Source organism: Pseudomonas sp. EL_65y_Pfl2_R95, from assembly GCF_963971045.1.
GTDB lineage: Bacteria > Pseudomonadota > Gammaproteobacteria > Pseudomonadales > Pseudomonadaceae > Aquipseudomonas.
Window position 1 is genome coordinate 545,425 of the sequence record NZ_CAXAOV010000001.1, and the last position, 21,569, is coordinate 566,993.

Genomic DNA, 21,569 nt, shown 5'->3' on the forward strand with positions numbered 1-21,569 from the left:
CCCGTAAAACTGAGGTTAGCAGGCGGCACGGGCCTTGCACGCTAATACATATGATTGCAGATACGACGTTATATCGACAGATTTGGGCAAAAAGCCATCATTTCATACTGGCCTGGCTATTACCCGCAACCCTTTGCTTCAGCTCAACTGCTGCGGCCAATTCAACCCTGCCTGAACAGCTTATCGGCGCCGCCCAGACTTTTCTTGAGGCATCAGTGTCCGACTATTTACAACGCAGCGATATCAGTGGCCGGCATGAGATTGAAATCAACCGCCTTGATCCGCGCTTGCGTCTGCCGTTGTGCGACAAAGAATTGACTACCACCCTGGAAAGCCCGGCAGAGCCCATTGGTCGTGTCACCTTGCGGGTTCGCTGCGACGGCACATCGCCCTGGACAATTTTTGTCCCAGGACAGGTTCGTCTTTATCGTGACGTGGTGACGGCAACCCGCCCGCTAAAACGCGCCAGCGTGATCAGTGAGTTCGACGTTACATTGGCGGAACGTGACGTCGGCCTGCTCAACCATGGCTATTTGACCTCGGTGGAGCAGGCAATCGGCAAAAAACTGACACGCCCAGTGCGCCCAGACCAAGAGTTAACGCCGGTCTACGTAGAACAAGCGGAGGTTATTCGCCGTGGTGACCAAGTGGTAATCAGCGCAAAAACCGGGACGATCAATGTAAAAATGCCTGGTGAAGCCTTATCGGATGGCGCTTTAGGCAGACAAATCAATGTTCGTAACCAGCGCTCACAGCGTATTATCAAGGCAAGGGTAACCGGTCCGGGGCAAGTTGAAGTGGCCATGTAGGCATGAATCTTGATTGTTCTTACGGGGAGGTTTTCCTACACTGTGGCGAAGGGGCTAAGCCATTCAGAACTTATTGCAGCGCTTGGCGCTCAAATGATTGGCTAAGCTGCCGATATAACTTGAGTCAACCGGCTTTAGTTTAGCCGTGTAATATTTTTTCCGAAGATCGCTAAAGTTTTACCACGCACGGCCGACAGACAGGTAAGCGTCCAAACAAATCAGAGGTTTACTACCATGGTCATCGACTTCAATCGACCAAGCAACGCACCTACCCCGGCTAACTCCGGGCGGACCAGCGGCGCCCAGTCAGGTGCTCGCAGCTCAGGACTGGATGACAAAACATCCACGTCTGCAGGCGTAAGCAATACCCCTGCAGAGTCGAGCAAAAGCGGTGAACAGGTTCACCTTAGCCAAGAAGCTCAGCAACTGCAGAGCATTGGCGATAAACTAAACGAGCTGCCAACCGTGGATAAAGAACGCGTTGCACAGATCAAGCAGGCTATTGCTGACGGCACTTATAAAGTTGATGCCCAGCGTACAGCCAGCAAACTGCTCAATTTCGAGTCCCAGCGCTAGTCTTAAGCCTGTGATAGCAGGCTTTAGCGGCGGCGCTGGAATGTTGGACGCCTAACTTCCAAGAGCCTACGATGCAAGACTCATCAATGCTTCAGCTGTTCAATAACGATATCGGCATCAGTGAGCAACTGCTTGAGCTGATCGACAGCGAGCATCAAGCGCTGGGCGAGCGCGATCTCGACAGCCTGCAGCACATACTCAGTGCCAAGCAACCGCTGCTTAGCCAGCTCGGCCAGCACGCACAGCAGCGCGCACAACTCCTGAATAACCTGCAACTGAGTGCCGACCTTGCCGGTTTACAGGCGCTTGCCGCACGCAGTCCTCTCGGTGCAGACCTGCTCGAGCAGAGCAACAAGCTGAGTCAGTTGCTGGAAAGCTGCCAAAACGGCAACCTGCGCAACGGCCGCCTGATCCGCTCAAATCAAACCTCTACCCGCAGCATGCTCAGCATACTCAACGGCAATGACACTCCAAGCCTCTACGACAGCAGTGGCAGTGCTTCGCGCGGAGCCAACCAGCGCCCTCTGAGCCAAGCTTAAAAACGCTGCAAACCGCGTACACATAATGTCATTTTAACATTATGCTAGCGCCACAAAAATCAGTTTGGATTTGGAGTAAACAGGACTGTGTCCAGCCCTTTTGCCGAGGAAGACGGCCCACAACCGCCAAAAGTGCTCAAAGCACCTATGGAGATCACTTCCACCCTGCGTCAACTCGAACAGAACCATGATCCGCTAGTGATTAGCTTCGACGAGCGAAATCAGCGTTTTCAAAGCTTCTTGATTGAGGTTGACCCCGAGAAAGGCAGGCTGATTTTTGACGAACTGGTGCCCAATGACGGTGAGCGCTTCCTGAAAAATGCCGAGCCCTTCAGCATTGAGTCGTCTCGTGATGGTGTGCGCGTGGCCTGGAAATGCCTGGACTCAGCGCAAATCAGCGAACATAACGGCTTGCGCTGCTATTTTTGCGCATTCCCCACTGAGGTGCTTTATCACCAGCGCCGCAGTGCTTTCCGCGCCCCGTTAAAGCTTAGCGAACTGGTAGCAATCACCCTGAAAGGTGAGAAATTGGCGAAGCCACTTAGCGGCGAGATGCTCGATATTTCTGCGACCGGCTGCAAAATCCGCCTCGCCGGCGATGCCAGCCACAGCCTAAAGCCGGGCATGGTTTACGAAGAGCTGATCGCTCAATTGCCTTTCGGGGCAATGACGGCACCGATTGAACTGCGTCATCTGCACTACAACGACAAGCTCGATATCACCACGCTCGGCGTGCGTTTTTATCGCATGAGCGGGCTGGTGCAACGTCAGGTTGAGCGCTTTGTGTATCAGTTGCAGCGCGAAGCCAAGCGCCATGAAAGCGACACCTTTCAATAGCGGATACACATTAAGTTTTTTTGACGAGGGACTTCCCGCAGTGGAAATTTGGCGGAGGCTCCTCAGTCGACGTCGATACCCAAGGATGCCAGACGCTGCAGATCCTCCGGACGGTCGACGTCCCAGAGCACTGGCAAAAGCTTGTAATGCCAATCCAACTCCGCCAGCCGCGCCAATGTCAGGCGCAGCACTTCTGCAGTGCCCCAGGCTATATTGCTGAACAAGCGCGAGCTGTTCTGGCGTAGGCCCAGCAGCACATAACCGCCATCCTCGGCCGGCCCCAGCACGGCAGGCGCCTCAACCAGAGCCGCACAGGCTTGCGCCAGATAATCAGCATTAAGTGCCGGGCAATCATTGCCAATCAACATTACCGCATCGCTTTCCACCAGGCCCAACGCGGTAATGCAGCGCATGCGCTCACCAAGATCGCCTGCTGGCTGCTCAACAACCGTCCAGCCGTGCTGCTCGGCCAACCCCTGCAATTCCAAATCCGGGCCATCATCAAGCCACAAAAAGCGCTGCGCGAAACCTTCGGCAGGAAGGCGCAATGCCCGCTCAACCAAAAGCCGCTGCAGATCGCACGCACCATCGGCGCCAAGCGCGGGGATCAACCTGGTTTTAACCTGACCGGGACGCGGCGCGCGCGCCAACATGTGCAAGGAAACAGCTAAGCTCATAACGGTGGCCCTCGACGATACTCGCGTGCCAATGACTCCGGGCTCACGCCAACATAATACGCAAGCCGTAAGCGCCACATTAATACAACTGTGCGCAAGACTCCATTTTGCTCCCAACGCCGACTCGATGTCAGCAAAGCCGGACGCAAACACCTAGGCCGGGCGAGCACCTTGAGCCGGGTGCATAGCTCAACGTCCTCCATCAAGGCGATGCTGGCGTAGCCCTCAAGCGACTCGAACGTTGCGCGGGCAACAAAAATACCTTGATCACCAGTTGCAATCGCACTTACCCGCGAGCGCAGGTTGATCATTGTGCCAATCAAGCGCAACACCATGCCCTGCCCCGACAAGCGCACATCAAAGCGCCCCCAGAGCGGCCGCTCAAGCAAGGTATCGAGCAGGCACTGGATTGATCCGGCACTGATCCGCGTATCGGCGTGAACAAACCACAGGTAATCCCCACGTGCTGCCGCAGCCCCTGTATTCATCTGCAGCGCACGTCCGGGCTTGCTCGACAGCAACTGATCGACATATGCCGCTGCGACGTCACAAGTCGCATCGTCACTTGCGCCATCAACCACTATGAGTTCCGCACCGGCTGCGCGTAATGCACTCAGGTCATGCAACAGCAGAGGCAAGGTCTGCGCCTCGTTACGCGCAGGAATAATGACGCTAAGTAACGGCCTCACGCACTGCCATCCCTGCCTGGGGAGTCTGGCTGATCTGGACCATTGACCACAGACTCTTGAGCATCGCGCTGTTCAACATCAGCACGGCCTGGCGCCGCCTGCTCAGCTCCATCGGTGTAGGCTGCGGTGTCAAGATCAGCATCCGCTGCGACAGCTGCAGCGGCGAATGCCGAAGCCGTGACCACCGCCGCCGCAATGGTTGCCAGTTCGGTCTCAGCAGCGCTGGCCTCCATCGCCTGGGCGGCTAGCTGCTCCTCGCACTCAGCGTCGTGTTCATCGCACATCTGCTCTTGCACGTACTGCTCTTCGTTACGTGGATCAAGCGCGGCAACCAGTGGCGAACTGGCCATACCCTCCGGCATCGCAACGTGATGCAACGGCGCCTCATCAACCTGATGCACATGACTAACCTTGGCCGTACGCACAAAGCCAACCAGCACCACACCACTTAAAGCAAAAAATGCGTAAAGCATATTGGCGCCGAAGAAGCGCATCAAAAAGCCAACCAGCATAGGCCCGATCGCCGCACCTACACCAAATACCACCAGCAACATCACTGTCAGCGATACACGGCGCTCACTTTCGACGTGGTCATTGGCAAACGCTACAGCCAGCGGATAGAGGCTGAACAACATAATGCTTACTGCAAACCCGCAGACGAACAATAACTCGATGGGGATGTCCGGCAGGACTGCAAGCGGCAGTGCCATCAGGCTCAACAGGCCCGCACAGCCTCGGATCAACTTGACCCGGTCTGCCCGGTCAGACAGCCAACCGAGCGGCACCTGCACCAGCAAACCGGCGAGGATGCAACAACCCATAAACAGGCCGACCTGTTCGGTAGTCAAGCCCATACGTGATCCGTACAACGGCCCCAGGCCATAAAAAGACCCTACCAACAGACCCGCGACCCCGATGGTCAGCAATGACAATGGAACCCGTTTGAGAAAGAAGCGCATTTCTAAAGGCGCAGGGTGCAAGCCGGCCGGGTGAAGTTTGTGGGTCAGCGCAACAGGGACCAGGCACAGGGCAAAACACAGCGCAACCATCATCAGCAACTCGACACTGAGCTCAGGGTGTAACACCAACACTAACTGACCCAGAATCAATCCCAGATAGGAGGCGCCCATGTAACCGGCGAACACCTTGCCCCGCTGAGCCGGGCCGGCCTGCTCATTCAGCCAGCTCTCGATCACCATGTATTGGCACATCATGCACAAGCCAACGACCAAGCGCAGCACCAGCCAAACAGGCAGCAAGGTGGTCATACCATGGCCGAGCACGGCCGCAGTGACAATACCGGCACAGGCCACGTAGGCGCGAATATGGCCAACTCTGGCAATCAGCCGATGCCCGAGCTTGCCCCCGAGCACCAGGCCCAGGTAGTTGGCGGTCATCAAGGCACCCACCCACAGACCATCGGCGGTCTGCGCAAGGCGCAAACCCAAATAGGTACTCAGCAAACCCGAACCGAGCAGCATCAACAAGGTGGCGAAATACAACGAACTAAATGACTTGAGGATCATCGTCATGGGCAGTGAAACTCTCCTGGAACATCTCGTTGACCAAATTGGTCAGCGTCATAATCCAAAGCTAAATGTCGCCGCTCTTGAGTTAGGCGACGATCAGGCAAGACCAATGCATGCCCTCACCTGCAACGACAGCTGCAAGGTCGGTGTTCATGCAAAACTTTAGACGCACCAAAAAGATGCTAAGTAACCATTAGTACCAGCATAGGCTGGAAACCTTTGGTTTAGAGAGCTCAATGCAACATTTGTTGCAAGAGGGGATGAGTCTTTATTGTTCAACACCCAGCACAGGCCGGGGTATCAGGCGCCGCCAACATCACAGGCAGCGCCTGACTGGAATTGTATTACGCCCTAGGCATGTGCCGCCAGAACGCGACGCTCCCAAGGGGAAATCTCATCAAAGAAACTGGTCAGCTCCATCGACTTGGTGGCGATATAGCCTTCGATAAACTCAGCCCCAAATAACTCAACAGCCACTGCGCTTGCGCGCAACTTTTCAATAGCCGCATGCATGGTGCAGGGCAAGGTCAATTCCTGTGGAACATCAAAGTCACCTTGAATCGGATCGCTCGGCTGCAACTCGTGCTCAATACCGTACAAACCTGCGGCCAGGCTGGCAGCCAACGCCAGATAAGGGTTGGCATCCGCACCAGGTAAACGGTTCTCAACCCGACGCGCCACCGGCGAGCTCGCGGGGATGCGCAAGCCGGCTGCACGGTTATCCTCTGACCAGCAGGCATTGTTAGGGGATGCATAAGGGTGGCAGAGGCGCTGATAAGAGTTTACGTGCGGTGCGAACAGCAAGGTGAAGTCAGCCAACAATGCCTGCTGACCGCCAATAAAGTTGTAGAACGCCGGCGTCGGCTGATCATCTGCTGCTGTGAAAATGTTTTTGCCACTGCCCTGCTCGACCACGCTCTGGTGAATATGCATCGAACTGCCTGGAGTGTGCGCCAACGGTTTGGCCATGCACACCACGGTCAGGCCGTGCTTGAGCGCGACCTCTTTGAGCATGTGCTTAAAGATAAAGGTCTGGTCCGCCAATAACAGAGGGTCACCATGCAGGAGGTTAATCTCGAATTGGCTGACGCCCATCTCATGCATAAAGGTATCGCGTGGCAAACCCAAGGCTTCCATACATTCATACACTTCACTGAAAAACGGCCTCAGGCCATTGTTCGAGCTGACACTGAACGCGGAGCAACCATCTTCACGGCGGCCATCCAGGCCAACCGGTGGCTTAAAGGCCTGCATTGGATCGGTATTGGGCGCAAATACAAAGAACTCAAGTTCAGTTGCAACAATGGGCTGCCAGCCCCGCGCGGCATAACGAGCGATCACTTGCTTAAGCAAGCCTCGCGTGGAAAGCCCTGAGCTTTGCCCGTCAAACTCATCCGCATCACAGATAGCCAGCGCACGCGGCGATTCACTCCAAGGCAAGCGATGGATCTGCGTAGGTTCGGCAATGAGAGCGAGATCGCTGTCATCACTGCCGTAGAACTTCGCCTCCGGGTAGCCGCCCATCATGCACTGCAACAGTACTCCGCGCGCCAGTTGCAAGCGGCGCCCCTCAAGAAAGCCAGCGGCGGTCATCACCTTGCCACGCGGCACACCATTGAGATCTGGGGTCACACACTCAATTGCATCTACCCCTTGAAGTAGCGCTTGCAGCTCTGGACGACGTGTACTGCTCATGTTGCGTTCCTTGTTATTGGCATTGTCCGTCTGCGACGGCTAGGCGGACAAAATAAGCATCACATGTTCGAAATATCAAGCATCGGAGTGCGACAAATCCGCTATAAATTTAGATAGCCTGCTATTACATCGACTAAATAGATTTAATAGATTCAGGCTAACTGCATCATAGAGAGCCCCTTAAACCCTTGTGAATATCCATTAAAAACAATACATATCAACTAGTTAAATCAACTATTAAGCGCGTCGATATTTATCATTCACCGACTCGACTTTTTAATCGATTTTTTGTGAGTAACATGGAACCCATACCCACTGACTGACCTTTCAAGGAGCAACACATGAAAAAGCAAATTCTCGCCAGCCTGATCCTGGTTACCTTATCCGCTAGCGCTTTCGCTCTCCCAGAAACCGCTCAACAGCCAATCAACATCACGCCAATCGCTGCCGATGGCGCAGATCGCACCGGTGTTAATCGCGTAGCTGAAGATGGCTTCGATCGCACCAGCGTTAACCGCGTTGCCGAAGACGGTTCAGACCGCACTGGCGTCAACCGCCTAGCTGAAGATGGCTTCGATCGCACCAGCGTTAACCGCCTTGCCGAAGACGGTTCAGACCGCACTGGCGTCAACCGCGTAGCTGAAGACGGCTTCGATCGCACCAACGTTAACCGCGTAGCTGAAGATGGCTCCGACCGCACCAACGTTAACCGCGTAGCTGAAGACGGCTTCGATCGCACCAACGTTAACCGCCTTGCCGAAGATGGTTCAGACAACACTGCAATTGGCCGCATCAGCTAATAACCGATGCTTCACCGCAAAAATCAAAAGGCGCCTATCAAGGCGCCTTTGTATTTTCAAGACCCGGCTACTCTATGCAGAGCTGTCAGCCCTCCAATCGTTCCAGTCGCTGCTCAAGCTCGGCAATTTTAAGTTCAAGCGCCTGCAAACGTTCTTCATTAACCTCCTTCGCCGCGCTTCTGCTGTCCTGCCCTGCCGCACTCGCTTCAATAGAAGCTTGTAACTGAGCGGCATCTCCCAGCAAATGCATATAACGGTCTTCACGCTGCCCAGACTGCTTTGGCACGTGGCAGACCAGTTGACGCCCGATCAAGCGCTCAAGGTTATATTGCACCTGCTCAGCATCATCAAAAGCGTGCAAGCGCAGACTGCGCGTCAGCAGTTCATTGATGGTTTGCGGACCGCGAAGCATTAACAGCGCCATTAACGCAAGCTGCGGTGCTACTAACTCAAGGGTTTTGTCAGCACGCTGCTCCCAGCGATCCGCGCGACTGCCGATGACCAAACGCGCCAGCTGATGCGCTTCCAAACTGCGTAACGCCTGCCCCACTTCACCTTGAGTCATGTTCATCAAAGGTTCGCGATTGGTTTTCTGGTTACAGGCCAGAACTAAAGCGTTCTGGGTCAGTGGGTAAACTTCTGGGGTGGTTGCCTGCTTCTCGACCAGACAACCCAGCACACGCAATTCATTAACCGTCAGCTGCAGACCCGCTTGTTCAGCGCCTTCAGCCTCAAGATCTTCATCATTCATAGCGACGACTCTCAAACCAGTGTTGACCCAGCCTAACCTGAGGAGAAGCAGGCGGCCATCGACATCTACAAAAGCACAACCCTTTATCTGCCAGGGAAACGCCGACAGACGCCCTTTTGCCCTCATTGTGCTAGAGTCCGCCGCTGATTTTTAAGGCCAGAGCTGCTTACTCACCTAAGCAGTCACCGGGCGAACCGCTGGACGCTGCCGCTCTAAACCTAATGAAACAATAAAGAGGCCTCTAAACGGCCCGTTTCAAGCTATCCGCACTAGGTTTAATGCGCGCAGCTCACTCGCAGACAATACGAGACGCATGCTATGACTGATGTCCAACAAAATCCTTTGCTACGCCTACTTAACCGCACCAGCCTGGTTAGCCAAATCATTATTGGCCTGATTGCTGGTATCGCGCTTGCTTTCTTCCTGCCAAACCTTGCCCTTAAAGTTGCGCTGCTGGGCGATGTATTCGTATCTGCACTCAAAGCCGTGGCGCCCGTGCTGGTATTCATTTTGGTGGCGGCATCCATCGCCAACCATCAACAGGGTCAGCAAACCCACATCCGCCCAATTCTGCTCCTTTATCTATTGGGCACTTTTACTGCAGCCATCATTGCTGTGATCGCCAGCTTTGCTTTCCCATCCAGTCTGACACTGGTGAGCAATAGTGCCGAGCTGTCGCCACCGGGCGGCATCAGCGAAGTACTCAGCACGCTGCTGATGAATATCGTCGACAATCCGATCAATGCGCTGCTCAAAGGCAACTTCATTGGCATTCTGGCTTGGGCAATCGGTTTGGGTTTTGCCTTCCGCCATGCTGCACCCGCCAGCAAGCAGGTGCTCAGCGACCTGTCTAATGCAGTCACCAGCATTGTCAAAATGGTGATTCGCTTGGCCCCCCTGGGTATCTTTGGACTCGTTGCGGCAACCTTGGCCAAAACCGGCATGAGCGCGCTGCTCGACTATCTTCACCTGCTGCTGGTGCTGGTTGGCTGCATGCTGTTCGTTGCCTTGGTGGTCAACCCAGTCATCGTCTATTGGAAGATCCGCCGCAACCCCTACCCGCTGGTATTCACTTGCCTGCGTGAAAGCGGGATCACGGCGTTTTTCACCCGCAGCTCGGCCGCTAACATTCCGGTCAACCTGCAGCTGTGCCAACGCCTTGGCCTGCACGAAGAAACCTATTCGGTGTCCATCCCGCTGGGTGCAACCATCAATATGGCGGGCGCAGCCATCACTATTACCGTGCTGACGCTCGCGGCGGTGCACACCTTGGGCATTCCGGTTGATCTGCCAACGGCAATCCTTCTGAGCCTGCTGGCATCTATCAGCGCCTGTGGCGCCTCGGGAGTGGCCGGCGGTTCGCTGCTGTTGATCCCACTGGCCTGCAGCCTGTTCGGGATTCCTAATGATGTGGCCATGCAGGTGGTCGCCGTCGGCTTTATCATCGGCATCGTTCAGGATTCTGCAGAGACTGCGCTTAACTCTTCAACCGATGCACTGTTCACCGCAGCCGCGTGCATGGGTCAGGAGCGCAAAGCTGGTTAAAGCACGTTTTGAATGGTGGATGAACAGAGCGTCATCCACCCTACACGAAAAAGGCTTACGCACTGCGTAAGCCTTTTTTATTTGGCGTCCCCTACTGGAGTCGAACCAGTATCTAGCCCTTAGGAGGGGCTTGTTCTATCCATTAAACTAAGGAGACAGAGCGGCCCCACAACCACCTGCATTGCTGCACGGTTGATAGTGACCGGCCGGCATCTTACCCAGCCCCGATCGATTTGTCATGCTTGAGCCGCGCCTGCTTGTGCTAAACAAGCGCAGCGAAAGCCCGGTTACCGACCACCAAAACGCTCCTCGGCCAGCTCATCTGCAACCGCTGTTGTGGTTTTCCCTTCAGCTTCGGCACGCTTGAATATCTGCTCCAGGGTGGCGCCGATGCCTTCTATATGCGCTTTCAACTCATGGGCGCTGCCACCGCTGCGTTCAAAGTAGATATCGATTATTCCGCCTGCATTGATCGCGTAATCCGGCGCATACAGAACGCCCTTGTCACGGAGTTCTTGCGCCAACTGAGCATCTGCCAATTGATTATTCGCCGCACCGGCAATAATCGGGGCGCGCAAACTGTCCAAGACGTGCAAGTTGATAATGCCGCCCATGGCACAGGGCGCAAACACATCAACATCCAGCCCATAGATGTCATTTTGCGCCACCGCTTTGGCGCCTAGCTGCTCGACGGCGCGGCGAACATTGGCTTCAACGATATCGCAAACCCACACCTGCGCCCCGGCATCGCGCAAATGCTTGGCCAGGCTATAGCCAACCTGACCCACACCTTGAATCGCGACACGCAAACCATTGAGATCATCTCGTCCCAAGCGTTGCTTGACCGCCACCTTTATCCCGACAAACACACCATAGGCCGTGGCCGGTGATGGGTCGCCGCTACGTCGGCCGCCCTCAAGGGTTTCGCGCATACCGGCGCCCGCTACATGCCGGGTGCGCTCGGCCATGATCTGCATCTCAGCAACACCGGTACCAGAGTCTGCAGCCGTAATATAGCGACCGCCCAAGCTATCGACAAAGTCGCCCATGGCCTGAAACAGCGCGGTGCTTTTCCCGCTGTGCGGATCGCCAATGATCACCGCTTTACCGCCGCCCAAAGGCAGGTTCGCCAAGGCGGACTTGTAGGTCATTCCCCGGGACAGCCGGAGTACATCACGCAGCGCAGCTTGATCATCGGCGTATGGCCACATCCTGCAACCACCCAGCGCAGGCCCCAAATTACGGTTATGAATGGCGATAATCGCCTTCAAACCGCTGGCTTTATCATGGCCAAATACCACTTGCTGATGGTCATCGAAATCGACATGTGAAAATACTGACATTGTTAATCCCCCAGCCGTTCATCAACGGCCGGCTAGTTTGATAGTGAGGAGCGCAGCATCGTGAGTCACGTCCTCGACAGGGAGACACAACTGCCCGGTTAGGCGGCTGGCTCGTAGAGTTTGACGGCGGAAATTTCACTGACCAGCATCCGCGCCTGCAATTCGCTAGCGAGTGACTGCGCCTGCGCAACTGCATGCTCCTTGATATGGCCATAGCCACGAATCTGCTCAGGCACTTCTGCCAGCGCAGCTGCACTGTCATAGTTGCCCGCCTGCAGATTAGTGATGATGAAAGCCACACGCTGCTCGTACTCCGCTAGCAGTTGATGCTCCATCTTGCGTTCAGCACTGTAGCCAAATGGGTCCAGTGCCGTGCCGCGCAGAACCTTGAACTTAGCCAGCACGGCAAAGGCTTTGAGCATCCATGGGCCAAAGCTTCGTTTACGTGGCTCACCGCTGGTGGATGAGCGATCACTCAACCAAGATGGCGCCAGGTAGAACTGCAATTTGTAGTCACCTTCAAACTGCGCCTGCAGCTGCTTGATGAATTCGCCGTCGCTATACAGTCGCGCCACTTCGTACTCGTCTTTGTAAGCCAAAAGCTTGAAGTAATAACGCGCAACCGCTTTGCTTAAGCGCTGATCTGGCCGGCTATCGATCTTGGTCACCTGCTCGACCAGCGTGCGATAACGCTGCGCATATTTAGCACTCTGGTATTGAGTCAAATAGCCAACCCGAAACCCGACAATCTCCTCCAGAGTCTCACTGCGCGGGGCTTGGCTAAGCACTGGCTTGGCCAACTTCTCCACCGCGGCAATGTCGTGTGCAGCGCGCCGCCCCCACAAAAACGCCTGCTGATTGAGTTCAACCGCAATACCATTAAGCTCAATGGCCTTGCTGATTGCATCAGCCGACACCGGCACAAAGCCTTTTTGGTAGGCATAACCGAGCATAAACAGGTTGGTGGCAATGGTGTCCCCGAGCAAGCGGGTCGCCAGGCGAGTGGCATCGACAAAGTGGGTCTTGGCCGCGCCCACCGTTTCAATCAATGCTTCGCGCATCTGCGCGCCGGGCACCTGAGCATCGGGGTTGCGGGTAAATTCAGCGGTTGCCGCTTCATGGCTATTGATCACCGCATGGGCGATTTGATCATTAAGCTTGGCCAACGCATCTTCACTGGCAGACACCACCAGATCGCAACCCAGCAACAAATCGGCTTCACCAGCGGCAATGCGCACGGCGAAGATATCGTCCTGCTTGGCGGCGATCCGGATATGGGTCACCACCGGGCCAAATTTTTGCGCCAGGCCAGCCTGATCCAGCACGCTGCAACCTTTACCTTCGATGTGCGCCGCCATGCCCAGCAACGCACCAACGGTTGTCACGCCACTGCCCCCGACACCGGGCAAAAGGATATTCCATGGCCGCTGCAAATTCGGCTGACGTGGCTCAGGCAATGCGATAAACAGCGCATTTACCCCCACCGCTTCGGGCTTGCGCAAATTGCCGCCATGCACGGTTACAAAGCTCGGGCAGAAGCCTTCCACGCAACTGAAATCCTTGTTGCAGGCGTTTTGGTCAATTTCACGCTTGCGCCCCAATTCAGTTTCCAACGGCAAGACTGCCAGGCAATTGGATTTAACACTGCAGTCGCCACAGCCTTCGCAGACAGCCGGGTTGATAAAGGCACGCTTTTGCGGATCGACCAACTTGCCGCGTTTGCGCCGGCGGCGCTTTTCAGTGGCACAGGTTTGGTCATAGATGATCACCGACACGCCTTTGAATTCACGCAGCTCGCGCTGCACGGCATCCAGATCGAGGCGATGGTGAAAGCTGACGATCGGCGCAAAGCCCGCACGACTGGGGTACTTGTCAGGCTCATCACTGACCAGGGCAATGCGCTTGACCCCTTCAGCAAAGACTTGCTGACTGAGCTGATCGACACGTAATTCGCCATCAATTGGCTGGCCACCGGTCATGGCCACCGCATCGTTGTAGAGAATCTTATAGGTGATATTGACCCCGGAAGCGACAGCGGCACGCAACGCCAGCTGCCCGGAATGGAAATACGTGCCGTCACCCAGGTTCTGAAAAATATGCGGCGTATCAGTGAATGGCGCCTGACCGATCCACGTCGCACCTTCACCGCCCATCTGCGTAAAGGTGTCAGTGCTGCGGTCCATCCACTGAGTCATGTAATGGCAGCCGATCCCGCCCTGAGCGCGACTGCCTTCTGGCAGCTTGGTCGAAGTATTGTGCGGGCAGCCGGAACAGAAATGCGGCGTGCGAACTGTGGTGTGTTTCGGCGCGGCAAGCGACGCTTCTTTGGCAGCCAAAAATGCCAAGCGCGATTGAATTTGCTCGCTGCTGTAAATCGGCTCAAGCCGCTTGGCGATGGCACGCGCAATCATCGCCGGGGTCAGTTCACTGAGATTTGGCAGCAGCGATTTACCGCTTTCATCAAACTCGCCGACCACCCGGGGACGCTTGCCCACCGGCCAGTTATAAAGTTGCCCGGTCAGTTGGTCTTCAATGATGCCGCGCTTCTCTTCCACCACCAGAATTTCATCGAGACCTTCGGCAAACTGGTGCACCGAAACCGGCTCCAGTGGCCAGCTCATGCCCACCTTAAACACCCGCAGACCGACTTGGGCGCACAAGGTCTCATCCAACCCAAGATCTTCAAGCGCCTGCCGCACATCCAGGTAGGATTTGCCGGTAGTGATAATGCCCAAGCGCGGGTTAGGTGAGTCGAGCTTCACCTGATTCAGGTTGTTGGCCAGGGCAAAGGCCCGGGCCGCGTATATTTTGTAGATATTCAGGCGCTTTTCCTGCACCAGCGGCGGGTCCGGCCAGCGTATATGCACGCCATCTTCTGGCAATTCAAAATCAGTCGGGTACTTGACCTCGATGCGCAGCGGATCGACATCAACCACCGCAGATGAATCGACGTTCTCAGCAATAGTTTTCAGTGCAACCCAGCACCCGCTGTAGCGTGAAAGCTCCCAGCCGATGATGCCGTAGTCGAGAATTTCCTGAACATTGGACGGGTTCATTACCGGGATAGACGCGGCAATAAACGCATGCTCACTCTGGTTGGCAATACTGGATGATTTGCAGCCGTGGTCATCACCGGCCAACAGCAACACACCACCGTGCTTGGACACGCCTGCAGAGTTACCGTGTTTGAACACATCACCACAACGGTCGACACCGGGGCCCTTGCCGTACCACATAGCGAATACGCCGTCGTAGCGCGCACCGGGAAACAGGTTGGTCTGCTGACTGCCCCAGACCGAGGTTGCAGCCAACTCTTCGTTGACCCCCGGCTGGAAGTGGATGTGATTGTCTTTGAGAAACTGTTTGGCTTCCCACAGGCTTTTATCCAGGTTGCCCAATGGCGAGCCTCGGTAGCCGGAGATAAAGCAGGCGGTATTCAAGCCTTGGGCGACATCACGCTGCTTTTGCAGCATGGGCAGTCGCGTCAGGGCCTGGGTGCCGGTCAGGTACAGATGACCCGTAGCAAGGCGATACTTGTCATCCAGGCGGATTTCGGCCAGAGACATGTGGGCGCTCCTTTTATTATTTTGGCAAGCTGGGCGGCATCGGTTATTGCCACCCTATTAATCAGCACGGGATCACCGCCCTGACATCTGCCTAAGAATATGACTCGTCGGTACTGATTTTTTATTTCTAAATTGGCATAAATACAGCAATACTGAGCATGAGCTATTCAATAAAAACAATTAAATTGGATTATTCATGCAGGATAAATTGAGCCCCATCGACCGCAAGATTTTGCGCTTGCTGCAACACAATGCCGACCTGTCCGCGGCCGAGATCGCAGAAAAGGTTGAGCTGTCACAGTCACCCTGCTGGCGGCGCATTCACCGCATGCAAGAAGAAGGCTTGATTGAACGTAAAGTCGCCCTGCTCAGCCATAAACAACTGGGCTTCAGCACCACGGTGTTTGTCGATATCAAACTATCGGCCCATGGGCGCAACAATCTGGAAGAGTTTGAAAAAGCTATTGTCGGCTACCCACAGGTGCTGGAGTGTCACACCATGGCCGGTGGATCCGACTATTTACTCAAGGTCGTGGCCAAAGACATTGCCAGCTACGAGCGCTTTCTACGCGACCACTTGCTGCAACGCCCTCATGTCCAGGAGGCGCACTCCAATATCGCCATGAGCGAAGTCAAGCGCACCACCGAATTACCCTTGGATTAAGCGCTAGGCGCAGGCGCGCTTAGGCCCAATCAGATTGATCAAGTCGGCAACCGTTTGCTCGAAATTGCTGGAGTTGTCCAACACCACGAATTGCTCATCGCTGGCTGCCACCTTATTGCTGAATTGCGCATTGCGCGCCAATCGCAGTTCAATCTCCGGCTCTGTTTCGCGGCCACGGGCCAGCAGACGCTCACGCAATACTGCCTCATCAACCCTGAGCAATACCGCGAGCATATCCGGGTACCGCGCCCGGGCCTCAGCTAAATAGGCGCGCGAGCCGTTGACCAACACATTATCGCCAGCAGCCAACCAACTATTTATTTGCCGAGGGATGCCATAAGCCAGACCATTCGCCTGCCAACTCATGGCAAATGCGCCGACCCACTTCTGCTCATCGAAAGCAGTGGGCGACAGCGATACTGCATCCTCACCCAGCGCCTCAGCAGAGCGGGTGATTACTCGTCGTGCAATGCGACAACCCATTTCCGCCAGTTGTTCGCGTGCAGCATTTAATAGGCTGTCCTTGCCAGACCCAGAAGGGCCAATGAGATAGATCAACCTACCCGCCATCAAAACACCTTAATGCTAAAAACACTGACTACCGAGTGGGAATGATAGGCCTTGTCAGACCCAACCAACACCCCTACAGCGACCGTCCGGACGATTTAACACCACGCCTGGCGTATCAGCCTCCTAACCCGTATCGGCCTCATCACCCAGTACATGAGCGCTACGTGGCAAAGCCAGCACCTGCTGACCGGCAGAAAAATATATATCCAGCCCCTGAGGGAAATGGTTCCGAGCACTGCGCTGCTGCCAGAACGTCTTCGTCAGCGGCAAGCTTACGCGCCGGACGTCAACTAGCCCCTTGCACGTTGCCTGCCTGATCCCTGGACCACGCCAACGCAATACTGGCCCGCTGGAAAGACTGCCTATCTGAATAATCAAGGTGCAGGCATTGCCCGGGCAGCCATCAGACCCCGTGTCGAAGTCCGCCAAATCATCCAGCTCGGCGCCTCCCAATAAGGCAAAACATGCCACTTGCCGCCGCTCAACAATTGAACAGCCGCAATGCAGGGCTAAAGCCGCCCGCACGCTTGGCGTATCCATGCTCGGCCCCAGCCACACCCGTGAACACTCATCCAACAAGGCCAGGCACAAGGCAAATGTCGCCTCATCCAAAGGCGCCTGTTGATGTTCCCAGCCAAGGTATTGAATCTGCCCAGGCGAAGCCATCGCCTGTCGCGCAAGCGCCAGGTAACTGGCCGGCATTTTCTGCAATGGAGCGTTAAATTCGTGCTGCGCAAAGATCGCACCGAGTGCTGCACTCATCAGCCTGCCTCCCTCTTCACCTTTAACACTAGCCAGTTTGATTTGAGCCGCAATACACCGCTGGTCAGTAGCCCGCTGCTTTTAGCTGGCCTGCACTCGCCAAAAGCCAAAATGATGTCAAAATAGAACTATTGGTAAATGCACAATTCGTGCAGGTAATCGCCGATGTTTCGAGCAAAACTAACAGTCGCAGGTGTCAATGAAATGACCCCTCAATAGCCGACAAAAAACCTGTTTTAGTCAGTGTTCACAGGCGAAAAGTGGGGCGATTATTTTTTTATGCCGAGCAAAGCTCAATAAACTAATGCTTCACTGGCAATAATTTGCAGATTGGTTGAAAATAGCGACATATAATTGGCGTCAAAAAGTCACCTAAGTTTCCACTGCATCTTAAATGATATGGATTACATTTCTAGCTGAACGGCTAGGCAGAATGATGGTCTTAACCGGTGACAATTATGCAGCGCAAAGCACGCATCGACTCTCTGACTAACCGGTTTCTAAAGTATGCGACCTATGACACAAGCTACCTACTCCAGCCGCACCGCTGACAAATTTGTTGTTCGTCTACCTGACGGTATGCGCGAGCGTATTGCGGATGTAGCGCGCAATCACCATCGCAGCATGAATTCCGAGATTATTGCCCGCCTAGAGCAGAGCATGCTCCAGGAAGGCAGTTTGGATGCTGAACTCAATGTGCGCCTCGACAGCCCAGAACTGTCGCTGCATGAACGCGAACTACTTCAGCGTTTTCGCCAACTCACTCGCCGGCAACAAAACGCCCTTGTGGCACTGATTGCCCACGACGCTGAAATGGCGGCTGAACAAGCATAAGCAGCACCTAAGCAACCCAATAAAAAAACCGGCATCAGCCGGTTTTTTTATTGGGCAAGATAGTGCCGTCGCCAGCCTAACCCACAAAACTGAGCAATACACCCGCCGCCACTGCGGAACCGATCACCCCTGCCACGTTTGGCCCCATGGCGTGCATCAACAGGAAGTTCTGCGGATTAGCCTCCAAACCTACCTTGTTTGACACCCGTGCAGCCATTGGCACTGCCGAAACCCCAGCCGAACCAATAAGCGGATTGATCTTGTTGCTGCTAAACAGGTTCATGGCTTTGGCCATCAGCACCCCCGCCGCTGTTCCCCCGCAAAAAGCCAGCATACCCAAGGACAAAATGCCCAGGGTCTTAAGCTGCAGAAAGGATTCAGACGATAGCTTGGAACCTACGGTCAGCCCCAAGCAGATGGTGACAATGTTAATCAGCGCATTGCGCGATGTATCCGCTAAGCGTTCAACCACGCCCGCTTCACGCAACAGGTTACCAAAGGCAAACATACCCACCAGCGGGGCCGCATCCGGCAATAACATGCCCACCAGCAAACACAGGATCAACGGAAAGATGATCTTCTCTGCCTGCCCCACAGGCCGCAGTTGCTGCATGACGATTGCGCGCTCCTCTTTAGTAGTCAGCGCGCGCATGATCGGCGGCTGAATCAGCGGCACCAAAGCCATGTAGGAATAGGCAGCGACGGCAATCGGACCCAACAAGTCTGGCGCCAGCTTGGAGGTTACGAAAATTGAGGTAGGGCCATCTGCCCCGCCGATAATCGCAATGGACGCGGCTTCGCGCAGGGTAAATTCAAGCCCAGGAATGCCCAGCGACGCTAACGCCAGCGCGCCAATCAGCGTTGCAAAAATACCAAACTGCGCTGCAGCACCGAGAAACAAGGTTTTGGGGTTCGCCAGCATCGGGCCAAAATCAGTCATGGCCCCGACGCCCATAAAAATCAGCAGCGGGAACACACTGGTTGGCAGGCCAACTTCGTAGAACAGGTGCAAAATCCCACTGCCTTCAGCCATACCAGCCACAGGGATATTCGCCAGCAATCCACCAAAACCAATGGGAATCAACAGCAGAGGCTCAAAGCCCTTCCTGATCGCCAGATAAATCAGCAGCAGGCAAATCACTATCATCAGGGCCTGACCCGCCTCCAGATGATACAAACCCGTGCTTTGCCATAATTTATGGAGCTTTTCCATAAGTCTCCCCTAGCCGATAGTCAGCAAGCTATCGCCCACTGCTACGGAGTCACCGACCTTGATATTGACTGCACCGATGGTGCCCGCCTTGAATGCACGAATCTCGGTTTCCATCTTCATGGCCTCAAGGATGATCACTAACTGACCCGCCTCAACCACATCACCCGGCTTAACCAAGACCTTGAAAATATTACCCGCCAAAGGAGCGACTTGAGGCTCACCGTCAACTGCAGGCGCAGTGGCTGGCGGAGCACTTGTGCCCGGAGCGTCGCTAAGTGACTTGAGACCGGTAATATCGCCGCCCTCATTGACCTCGACCAAGTAGTTTTGGCCCTTGACCGCAACGGTGTATACCGCAGCCTTGCCGGGCTCAGCTTGCACCAATGGCTGGCCATCAGGCACCGGCTCGAATGCGGCTGGATCACCCCGATTCTGCAGAAATTTCAGGCCAATCTGCGGGAACAATGCATAGGTCAGCACGTCGTCAACCGCATCCTCCGCCAAGGCAAAGCCTTGCTCCTTGGCAAGGGCTGCAAGTTCTGCACTGAGCTTGTCCATTTCATCCTCGATCAGATCAGCAGGACGACAGGTAATCGCCTGCGCACCGTCGAGAACACGGGCCTGCAACTGCTGATTAAAGGGTGCTGGAGCCGAACCGTATTCGCCTTTGAGAATGCCGGCTGCTTCTTTGGTGATCGATTTGTAGCGCTCGCCCGTCAGGATATTGATCACCGCCTGGGTACCGACAATTTGCGACGTCGGTGTAACCAGCGGGATAAAGCCCAGATCCTCGCGCACTCGCGGGATCTCGGCCAACACTTGGTCAAACTTGTCTTGAGCACCCTGCTCCTTGAGCTGGCTCTCCATGTTCGTCAACATGCCGCCCGGTACCTGTGCGACCAGAATTCGCGAATCGATACCTTTCAGGCTGCCTTCAAACTTGGCGTATTTTTTCCGCACCTCTCGAAAGTAGGCCGCGATTTCTTCAAGCAACGACAAGTCGAGCCCGGTATCGCGCTCAGTTCCTTGAAACATCGCCACCACTGACTCGGTTGGCGAATGGCCATAGGTCATCGACAAGGATGAGATAGAGGTATCGACGTTATCGATCCCAGCTTCAACAGCCTTGAGAATGGCCACACTGGACAGGCCAGCAGTGGCATGACACTGCATATGAATAGGGATCGACAGACTGGCTTTCATCCGGGTCACCAGCTCAAACGCGGTATAGGGTGTAAGAATGCCAGCCATGTCCTTGATGGCAATGGAGTCGGCGCCCATGTCTTCAATCTGCTTGGACAGGTCCAACCATTTATCCAAGGTATGCACTGGGCTGGTGGTATAGGAAATGGTGCCTTGCGCGTGCTTGCCTTGCCGCTTAACAGCGTTGAGCGCCGTTGCCAGGTTGCGCGGATCATTCATCGCATCAAACACGCGAAATACATCAACCCCGTTGACCGCAGCACGCTCGACAAATTTCTCGACTACATCGTCGGCATAGTGGCGATAGCCGAGCAAGTTCTGTCCACGCAAAAGCATTTGCTGGCGCGTATTGGGCATGGCCTGCTTGAGCTGGCGAATGCGCTCCCACGGGTCTTCACCCAGATAACGGATACAGGCATCAAAGGTTGCGCCACCCCACGACTCAACCGACCAGAAACCAACCTTGTCGAGCTTGGCCGCGATCGGCAGCATGTCCTCAAGGCGCATGCGTGTTGCCAAGATCGACTGATGCCCATCACGCAACACCACATCGGTAATACCTAACACACGTTGACTCACAGTATTGTTAACCGACATCCCTAAACTCCCTGGGTCAAGCGCGGCGTGCGCGATGCTGATGGATAGCAGCCTGAATGGCTTCCAGTACTTCCACTGGTGGCTGTTGAGCAGCACTGAGCGAGGCAACCGGAGCCTTCACTTCAGCAGGTTCGGGCACTGGACCAAAGCGCGCTAACAGCCGCGCCATTATGCGGATTGAAAACACCAGCAGCGTCAGGAAAACAAACACTGAGCCCATCCCAAACAGCATGAGCTCGACACCCTCGAGCACAAGATTAGTTGAAGCCATGATCAGTCCTTTTAGCAACAAATTACGCCCATCTTGCCTGCACAGGCACCCACTCTAACGCCCAGCAAAGTTGCCGAACCTTAGCTTGAAACAAGCGCT

At 55.0% G+C, this 21,569-nt stretch carries 19 protein-coding genes, 1 tRNA gene and 1 pseudogene; 8 read left to right on the forward strand and 13 right to left on the reverse strand.

Going from position 1 to position 21,569, the window contains the following annotated elements; all coding sequences use genetic code 11:
- The first annotated feature begins 50 nt into the window (after positions 1-50).
- The 4 genes from flgA (at position 51) to AACY09_RS02620 (ending at position 2,761) form a co-directional block, all read left to right on the forward strand.
- A complete protein-coding gene (gene flgA / locus AACY09_RS02605) occupies positions 51-809 on the forward strand; it encodes a flagellar basal body P-ring formation chaperone FlgA (protein ID WP_339485891.1) in 759 nt (252 codons plus the stop codon).
- A gap of 234 nt (positions 810-1,043) precedes the next feature.
- Positions 1,044-1,385 (forward strand): flagellar biosynthesis anti-sigma factor FlgM, encoded by a 342-nt coding sequence (gene flgM, locus AACY09_RS02610; RefSeq protein WP_339485892.1) that lies wholly within the window; start codon positions 1,044-1,046, stop codon positions 1,383-1,385.
- 71 nt (positions 1,386-1,456) lie between these two features.
- Positions 1,457-1,924 carry a flagella synthesis protein FlgN gene (locus tag AACY09_RS02615; RefSeq protein WP_339485893.1) on the forward strand — a complete coding sequence of 156 codons (468 nt, stop codon included), beginning with the start codon at positions 1,457-1,459 and terminating at the stop codon, positions 1,922-1,924.
- A gap of 87 nt (positions 1,925-2,011) precedes the next feature.
- The gene (locus AACY09_RS02620) at positions 2,012-2,761 is read left to right on the forward strand and encodes a flagellar brake protein (protein WP_339485894.1); all 750 of its coding nucleotides are present in this window, start codon (positions 2,012-2,014) and stop codon (positions 2,759-2,761) included.
- 62 nt (positions 2,762-2,823) lie between these two features.
- Here the strand turns inward: AACY09_RS02620 and AACY09_RS02625 are convergent, their stop codons facing one another.
- The 4 genes from AACY09_RS02625 to AACY09_RS02640 form a co-directional block, all read right to left on the reverse strand.
- Positions 2,824-3,438: a TIGR04282 family arsenosugar biosynthesis glycosyltransferase gene (locus AACY09_RS02625; protein WP_339485895.1), complete on the reverse strand. Its 615-nt coding sequence runs from the start codon at positions 3,436-3,438 to the stop codon at positions 2,824-2,826.
- A complete protein-coding gene (locus tag AACY09_RS02630) occupies positions 3,435-4,127 on the reverse strand; it encodes a TIGR04283 family arsenosugar biosynthesis glycosyltransferase (protein WP_339485896.1) in 693 nt (230 codons plus the stop codon). Before AACY09_RS02630 ends, AACY09_RS02625 begins: the two co-directional genes overlap by 4 nt.
- Positions 4,124-5,659 carry an MFS transporter gene (locus tag AACY09_RS02635; RefSeq protein ID WP_339485897.1) on the reverse strand — a complete coding sequence of 512 codons (1,536 nt, stop codon included), beginning with the start codon at positions 5,657-5,659 and terminating at the stop codon, positions 4,124-4,126. The genes AACY09_RS02630 and AACY09_RS02635 overlap by 4 nt, the downstream gene beginning before the upstream one ends.
- Before the next feature lie 348 nt (positions 5,660-6,007).
- Positions 6,008-7,249 carry a glutamine synthetase family protein gene (locus tag AACY09_RS02640; protein ID WP_339487062.1) on the reverse strand — a complete coding sequence of 414 codons (1,242 nt, stop codon included), beginning with the start codon at positions 7,247-7,249 and terminating at the stop codon, positions 6,008-6,010.
- Between the two features lie 443 nt (positions 7,250-7,692).
- Here AACY09_RS02640 and AACY09_RS02645 point away from each other — a divergent pair, with 443 nt between their 5' ends.
- Positions 7,693-8,151 carry a phage infection protein gene (locus tag AACY09_RS02645; protein ID WP_339485898.1) on the forward strand — a complete coding sequence of 153 codons (459 nt, stop codon included), beginning with the start codon at positions 7,693-7,695 and terminating at the stop codon, positions 8,149-8,151.
- An 85-nt stretch (positions 8,152-8,236) separates the two neighbouring features.
- On the opposite strand, the gene AACY09_RS02650 is transcribed toward AACY09_RS02645, so the two are convergent.
- Positions 8,237-8,902 carry a YceH family protein gene (locus AACY09_RS02650; protein WP_339485899.1) on the reverse strand — a complete coding sequence of 222 codons (666 nt, stop codon included), beginning with the start codon at positions 8,900-8,902 and terminating at the stop codon, positions 8,237-8,239.
- A gap of 318 nt (positions 8,903-9,220) precedes the next feature.
- Here AACY09_RS02650 and sstT point away from each other — a divergent pair, with 318 nt between their 5' ends.
- Complete coding sequence (gene sstT, locus AACY09_RS02655; RefSeq protein WP_339485900.1) at positions 9,221-10,447, forward strand: serine/threonine transporter SstT; 1,227 nt, start codon at positions 9,221-9,223, stop codon at positions 10,445-10,447.
- 82 nt (positions 10,448-10,529) lie between these two features.
- Here the strand turns inward: sstT and AACY09_RS02660 are convergent.
- The 3 genes and pseudogenes from AACY09_RS02660 to AACY09_RS02670 form a co-directional block, all read right to left on the reverse strand.
- Positions 10,530-10,604: transfer RNA gene (locus tag AACY09_RS02660), tRNA-Arg, on the reverse strand.
- 130 nt (positions 10,605-10,734) lie between these two features.
- Complete coding sequence (locus tag AACY09_RS02665) at positions 10,735-11,790, reverse strand: Glu/Leu/Phe/Val dehydrogenase dimerization domain-containing protein (protein WP_339485901.1); 1,056 nt, start codon at positions 11,788-11,790, stop codon at positions 10,735-10,737.
- A gap of 196 nt (positions 11,791-11,986) precedes the next feature.
- Positions 11,987-15,356, reverse strand: a pseudogene (locus AACY09_RS02670) (indolepyruvate ferredoxin oxidoreductase family protein); the annotation flags it as partial.
- A gap of 196 nt (positions 15,357-15,552) precedes the next feature.
- On the opposite strand from AACY09_RS02670, the gene AACY09_RS02675 reads away from it, so the two are divergent.
- The gene (locus tag AACY09_RS02675; protein ID WP_339485903.1) at positions 15,553-16,020 is read left to right on the forward strand and encodes an Lrp/AsnC family transcriptional regulator; all 468 of its coding nucleotides are present in this window, start codon (positions 15,553-15,555) and stop codon (positions 16,018-16,020) included.
- Positions 16,021-16,023: 3 nt separating this feature from the next.
- On the opposite strand, the gene phnN is transcribed toward AACY09_RS02675, so the two are convergent.
- Both phnN and phnH read right to left on the reverse strand, forming a co-directional pair.
- Positions 16,024-16,590 carry a phosphonate metabolism protein/1,5-bisphosphokinase (PRPP-forming) PhnN gene (gene phnN / locus AACY09_RS02680; protein ID WP_339485904.1) on the reverse strand — a complete coding sequence of 189 codons (567 nt, stop codon included), beginning with the start codon at positions 16,588-16,590 and terminating at the stop codon, positions 16,024-16,026.
- A gap of 123 nt (positions 16,591-16,713) precedes the next feature.
- The gene (phnH, locus tag AACY09_RS02685) at positions 16,714-17,352 is read right to left on the reverse strand and encodes a phosphonate C-P lyase system protein PhnH (protein ID WP_339485905.1); all 639 of its coding nucleotides are present in this window, start codon (positions 17,350-17,352) and stop codon (positions 16,714-16,716) included.
- A gap of 507 nt (positions 17,353-17,859) precedes the next feature.
- On the opposite strand from phnH, the gene AACY09_RS02690 reads away from it, so the two are divergent.
- Complete coding sequence (locus AACY09_RS02690; protein WP_339485907.1) at positions 17,860-18,186, forward strand: Arc family DNA-binding protein; 327 nt, start codon at positions 17,860-17,862, stop codon at positions 18,184-18,186.
- Positions 18,187-18,262: 76 nt separating this feature from the next.
- Here AACY09_RS02690 and AACY09_RS02695 read toward each other — a convergent pair whose 3' ends face one another.
- Genes AACY09_RS02695 through AACY09_RS02705 form a run of 3 tightly spaced genes read right to left on the reverse strand, consistent with a single transcriptional unit; the run spans position 18,263 to position 21,470 of the window.
- Positions 18,263-19,399 carry a sodium ion-translocating decarboxylase subunit beta gene (locus AACY09_RS02695; protein WP_339485908.1) on the reverse strand — a complete coding sequence of 379 codons (1,137 nt, stop codon included), beginning with the start codon at positions 19,397-19,399 and terminating at the stop codon, positions 18,263-18,265.
- A gap of 9 nt (positions 19,400-19,408) precedes the next feature.
- Positions 19,409-21,199 (reverse strand): sodium-extruding oxaloacetate decarboxylase subunit alpha, encoded by a 1,791-nt coding sequence (gene oadA / locus AACY09_RS02700; RefSeq protein WP_339485909.1) that lies wholly within the window; start codon positions 21,197-21,199, stop codon positions 19,409-19,411.
- 16 nt (positions 21,200-21,215) lie between these two features.
- Positions 21,216-21,470, reverse strand: coding sequence for an OadG family protein (locus AACY09_RS02705; protein ID WP_339485910.1), 255 nt, complete (start codon positions 21,468-21,470; stop codon positions 21,216-21,218).
- Positions 21,471-21,569: the final 99 nt, after the last annotated feature.

Bases quoted from the DNA above. Each gene is read 5' to 3' on its own strand.
- flgA (WP_339485891.1), top strand. From the start codon at position 51: ATGATTGCAGATACGACGTTATATCGACAGATTTGGGCAAAAAGCCAT.
- oadA (WP_339485909.1), bottom strand. From the start codon at position 21,199: ATGTCGGTTAACAATACTGTGAGTCAACGTGTGTTAGGTATTACCGAT.
- AACY09_RS02675 (WP_339485903.1), top strand. From the start codon at position 15,553: ATGCAGGATAAATTGAGCCCCATCGACCGCAAGATTTTGCGCTTGCTG.
- flgM (WP_339485892.1), top strand. From the start codon at position 1,044: ATGGTCATCGACTTCAATCGACCAAGCAACGCACCTACCCCGGCTAAC.
- AACY09_RS02640 (WP_339487062.1), bottom strand. From the start codon at position 7,249: ATGACCGCCGCTGGCTTTCTTGAGGGGCGCCGCTTGCAACTGGCGCGC.
- sstT (WP_339485900.1), top strand. From the start codon at position 9,221: ATGACTGATGTCCAACAAAATCCTTTGCTACGCCTACTTAACCGCACC.
- AACY09_RS02665 (WP_339485901.1), bottom strand. From the start codon at position 11,790: ATGTCAGTATTTTCACATGTCGATTTCGATGACCATCAGCAAGTGGTA.
- phnN (WP_339485904.1), bottom strand. From the start codon at position 16,590: ATGGCGGGTAGGTTGATCTATCTCATTGGCCCTTCTGGGTCTGGCAAG.
- AACY09_RS02650 (WP_339485899.1), bottom strand. From the start codon at position 8,902: ATGAATGATGAAGATCTTGAGGCTGAAGGCGCTGAACAAGCGGGTCTG.
- phnH (WP_339485905.1), bottom strand. From the start codon at position 17,352: ATGAGTGCAGCACTCGGTGCGATCTTTGCGCAGCACGAATTTAACGCT.
- AACY09_RS02705 (WP_339485910.1), bottom strand. From the start codon at position 21,470: ATGGCTTCAACTAATCTTGTGCTCGAGGGTGTCGAGCTCATGCTGTTT.
- AACY09_RS02615 (WP_339485893.1), top strand. From the start codon at position 1,457: ATGCAAGACTCATCAATGCTTCAGCTGTTCAATAACGATATCGGCATC.
- AACY09_RS02625 (WP_339485895.1), bottom strand. From the start codon at position 3,438: ATGAGCTTAGCTGTTTCCTTGCACATGTTGGCGCGCGCGCCGCGTCCC.
- AACY09_RS02690 (WP_339485907.1), top strand. From the start codon at position 17,860: ATGCGACCTATGACACAAGCTACCTACTCCAGCCGCACCGCTGACAAA.
- AACY09_RS02695 (WP_339485908.1), bottom strand. From the start codon at position 19,399: ATGGAAAAGCTCCATAAATTATGGCAAAGCACGGGTTTGTATCATCTG.
- AACY09_RS02645 (WP_339485898.1), top strand. From the start codon at position 7,693: ATGAAAAAGCAAATTCTCGCCAGCCTGATCCTGGTTACCTTATCCGCT.
- AACY09_RS02635 (WP_339485897.1), bottom strand. From the start codon at position 5,659: ATGACGATGATCCTCAAGTCATTTAGTTCGTTGTATTTCGCCACCTTG.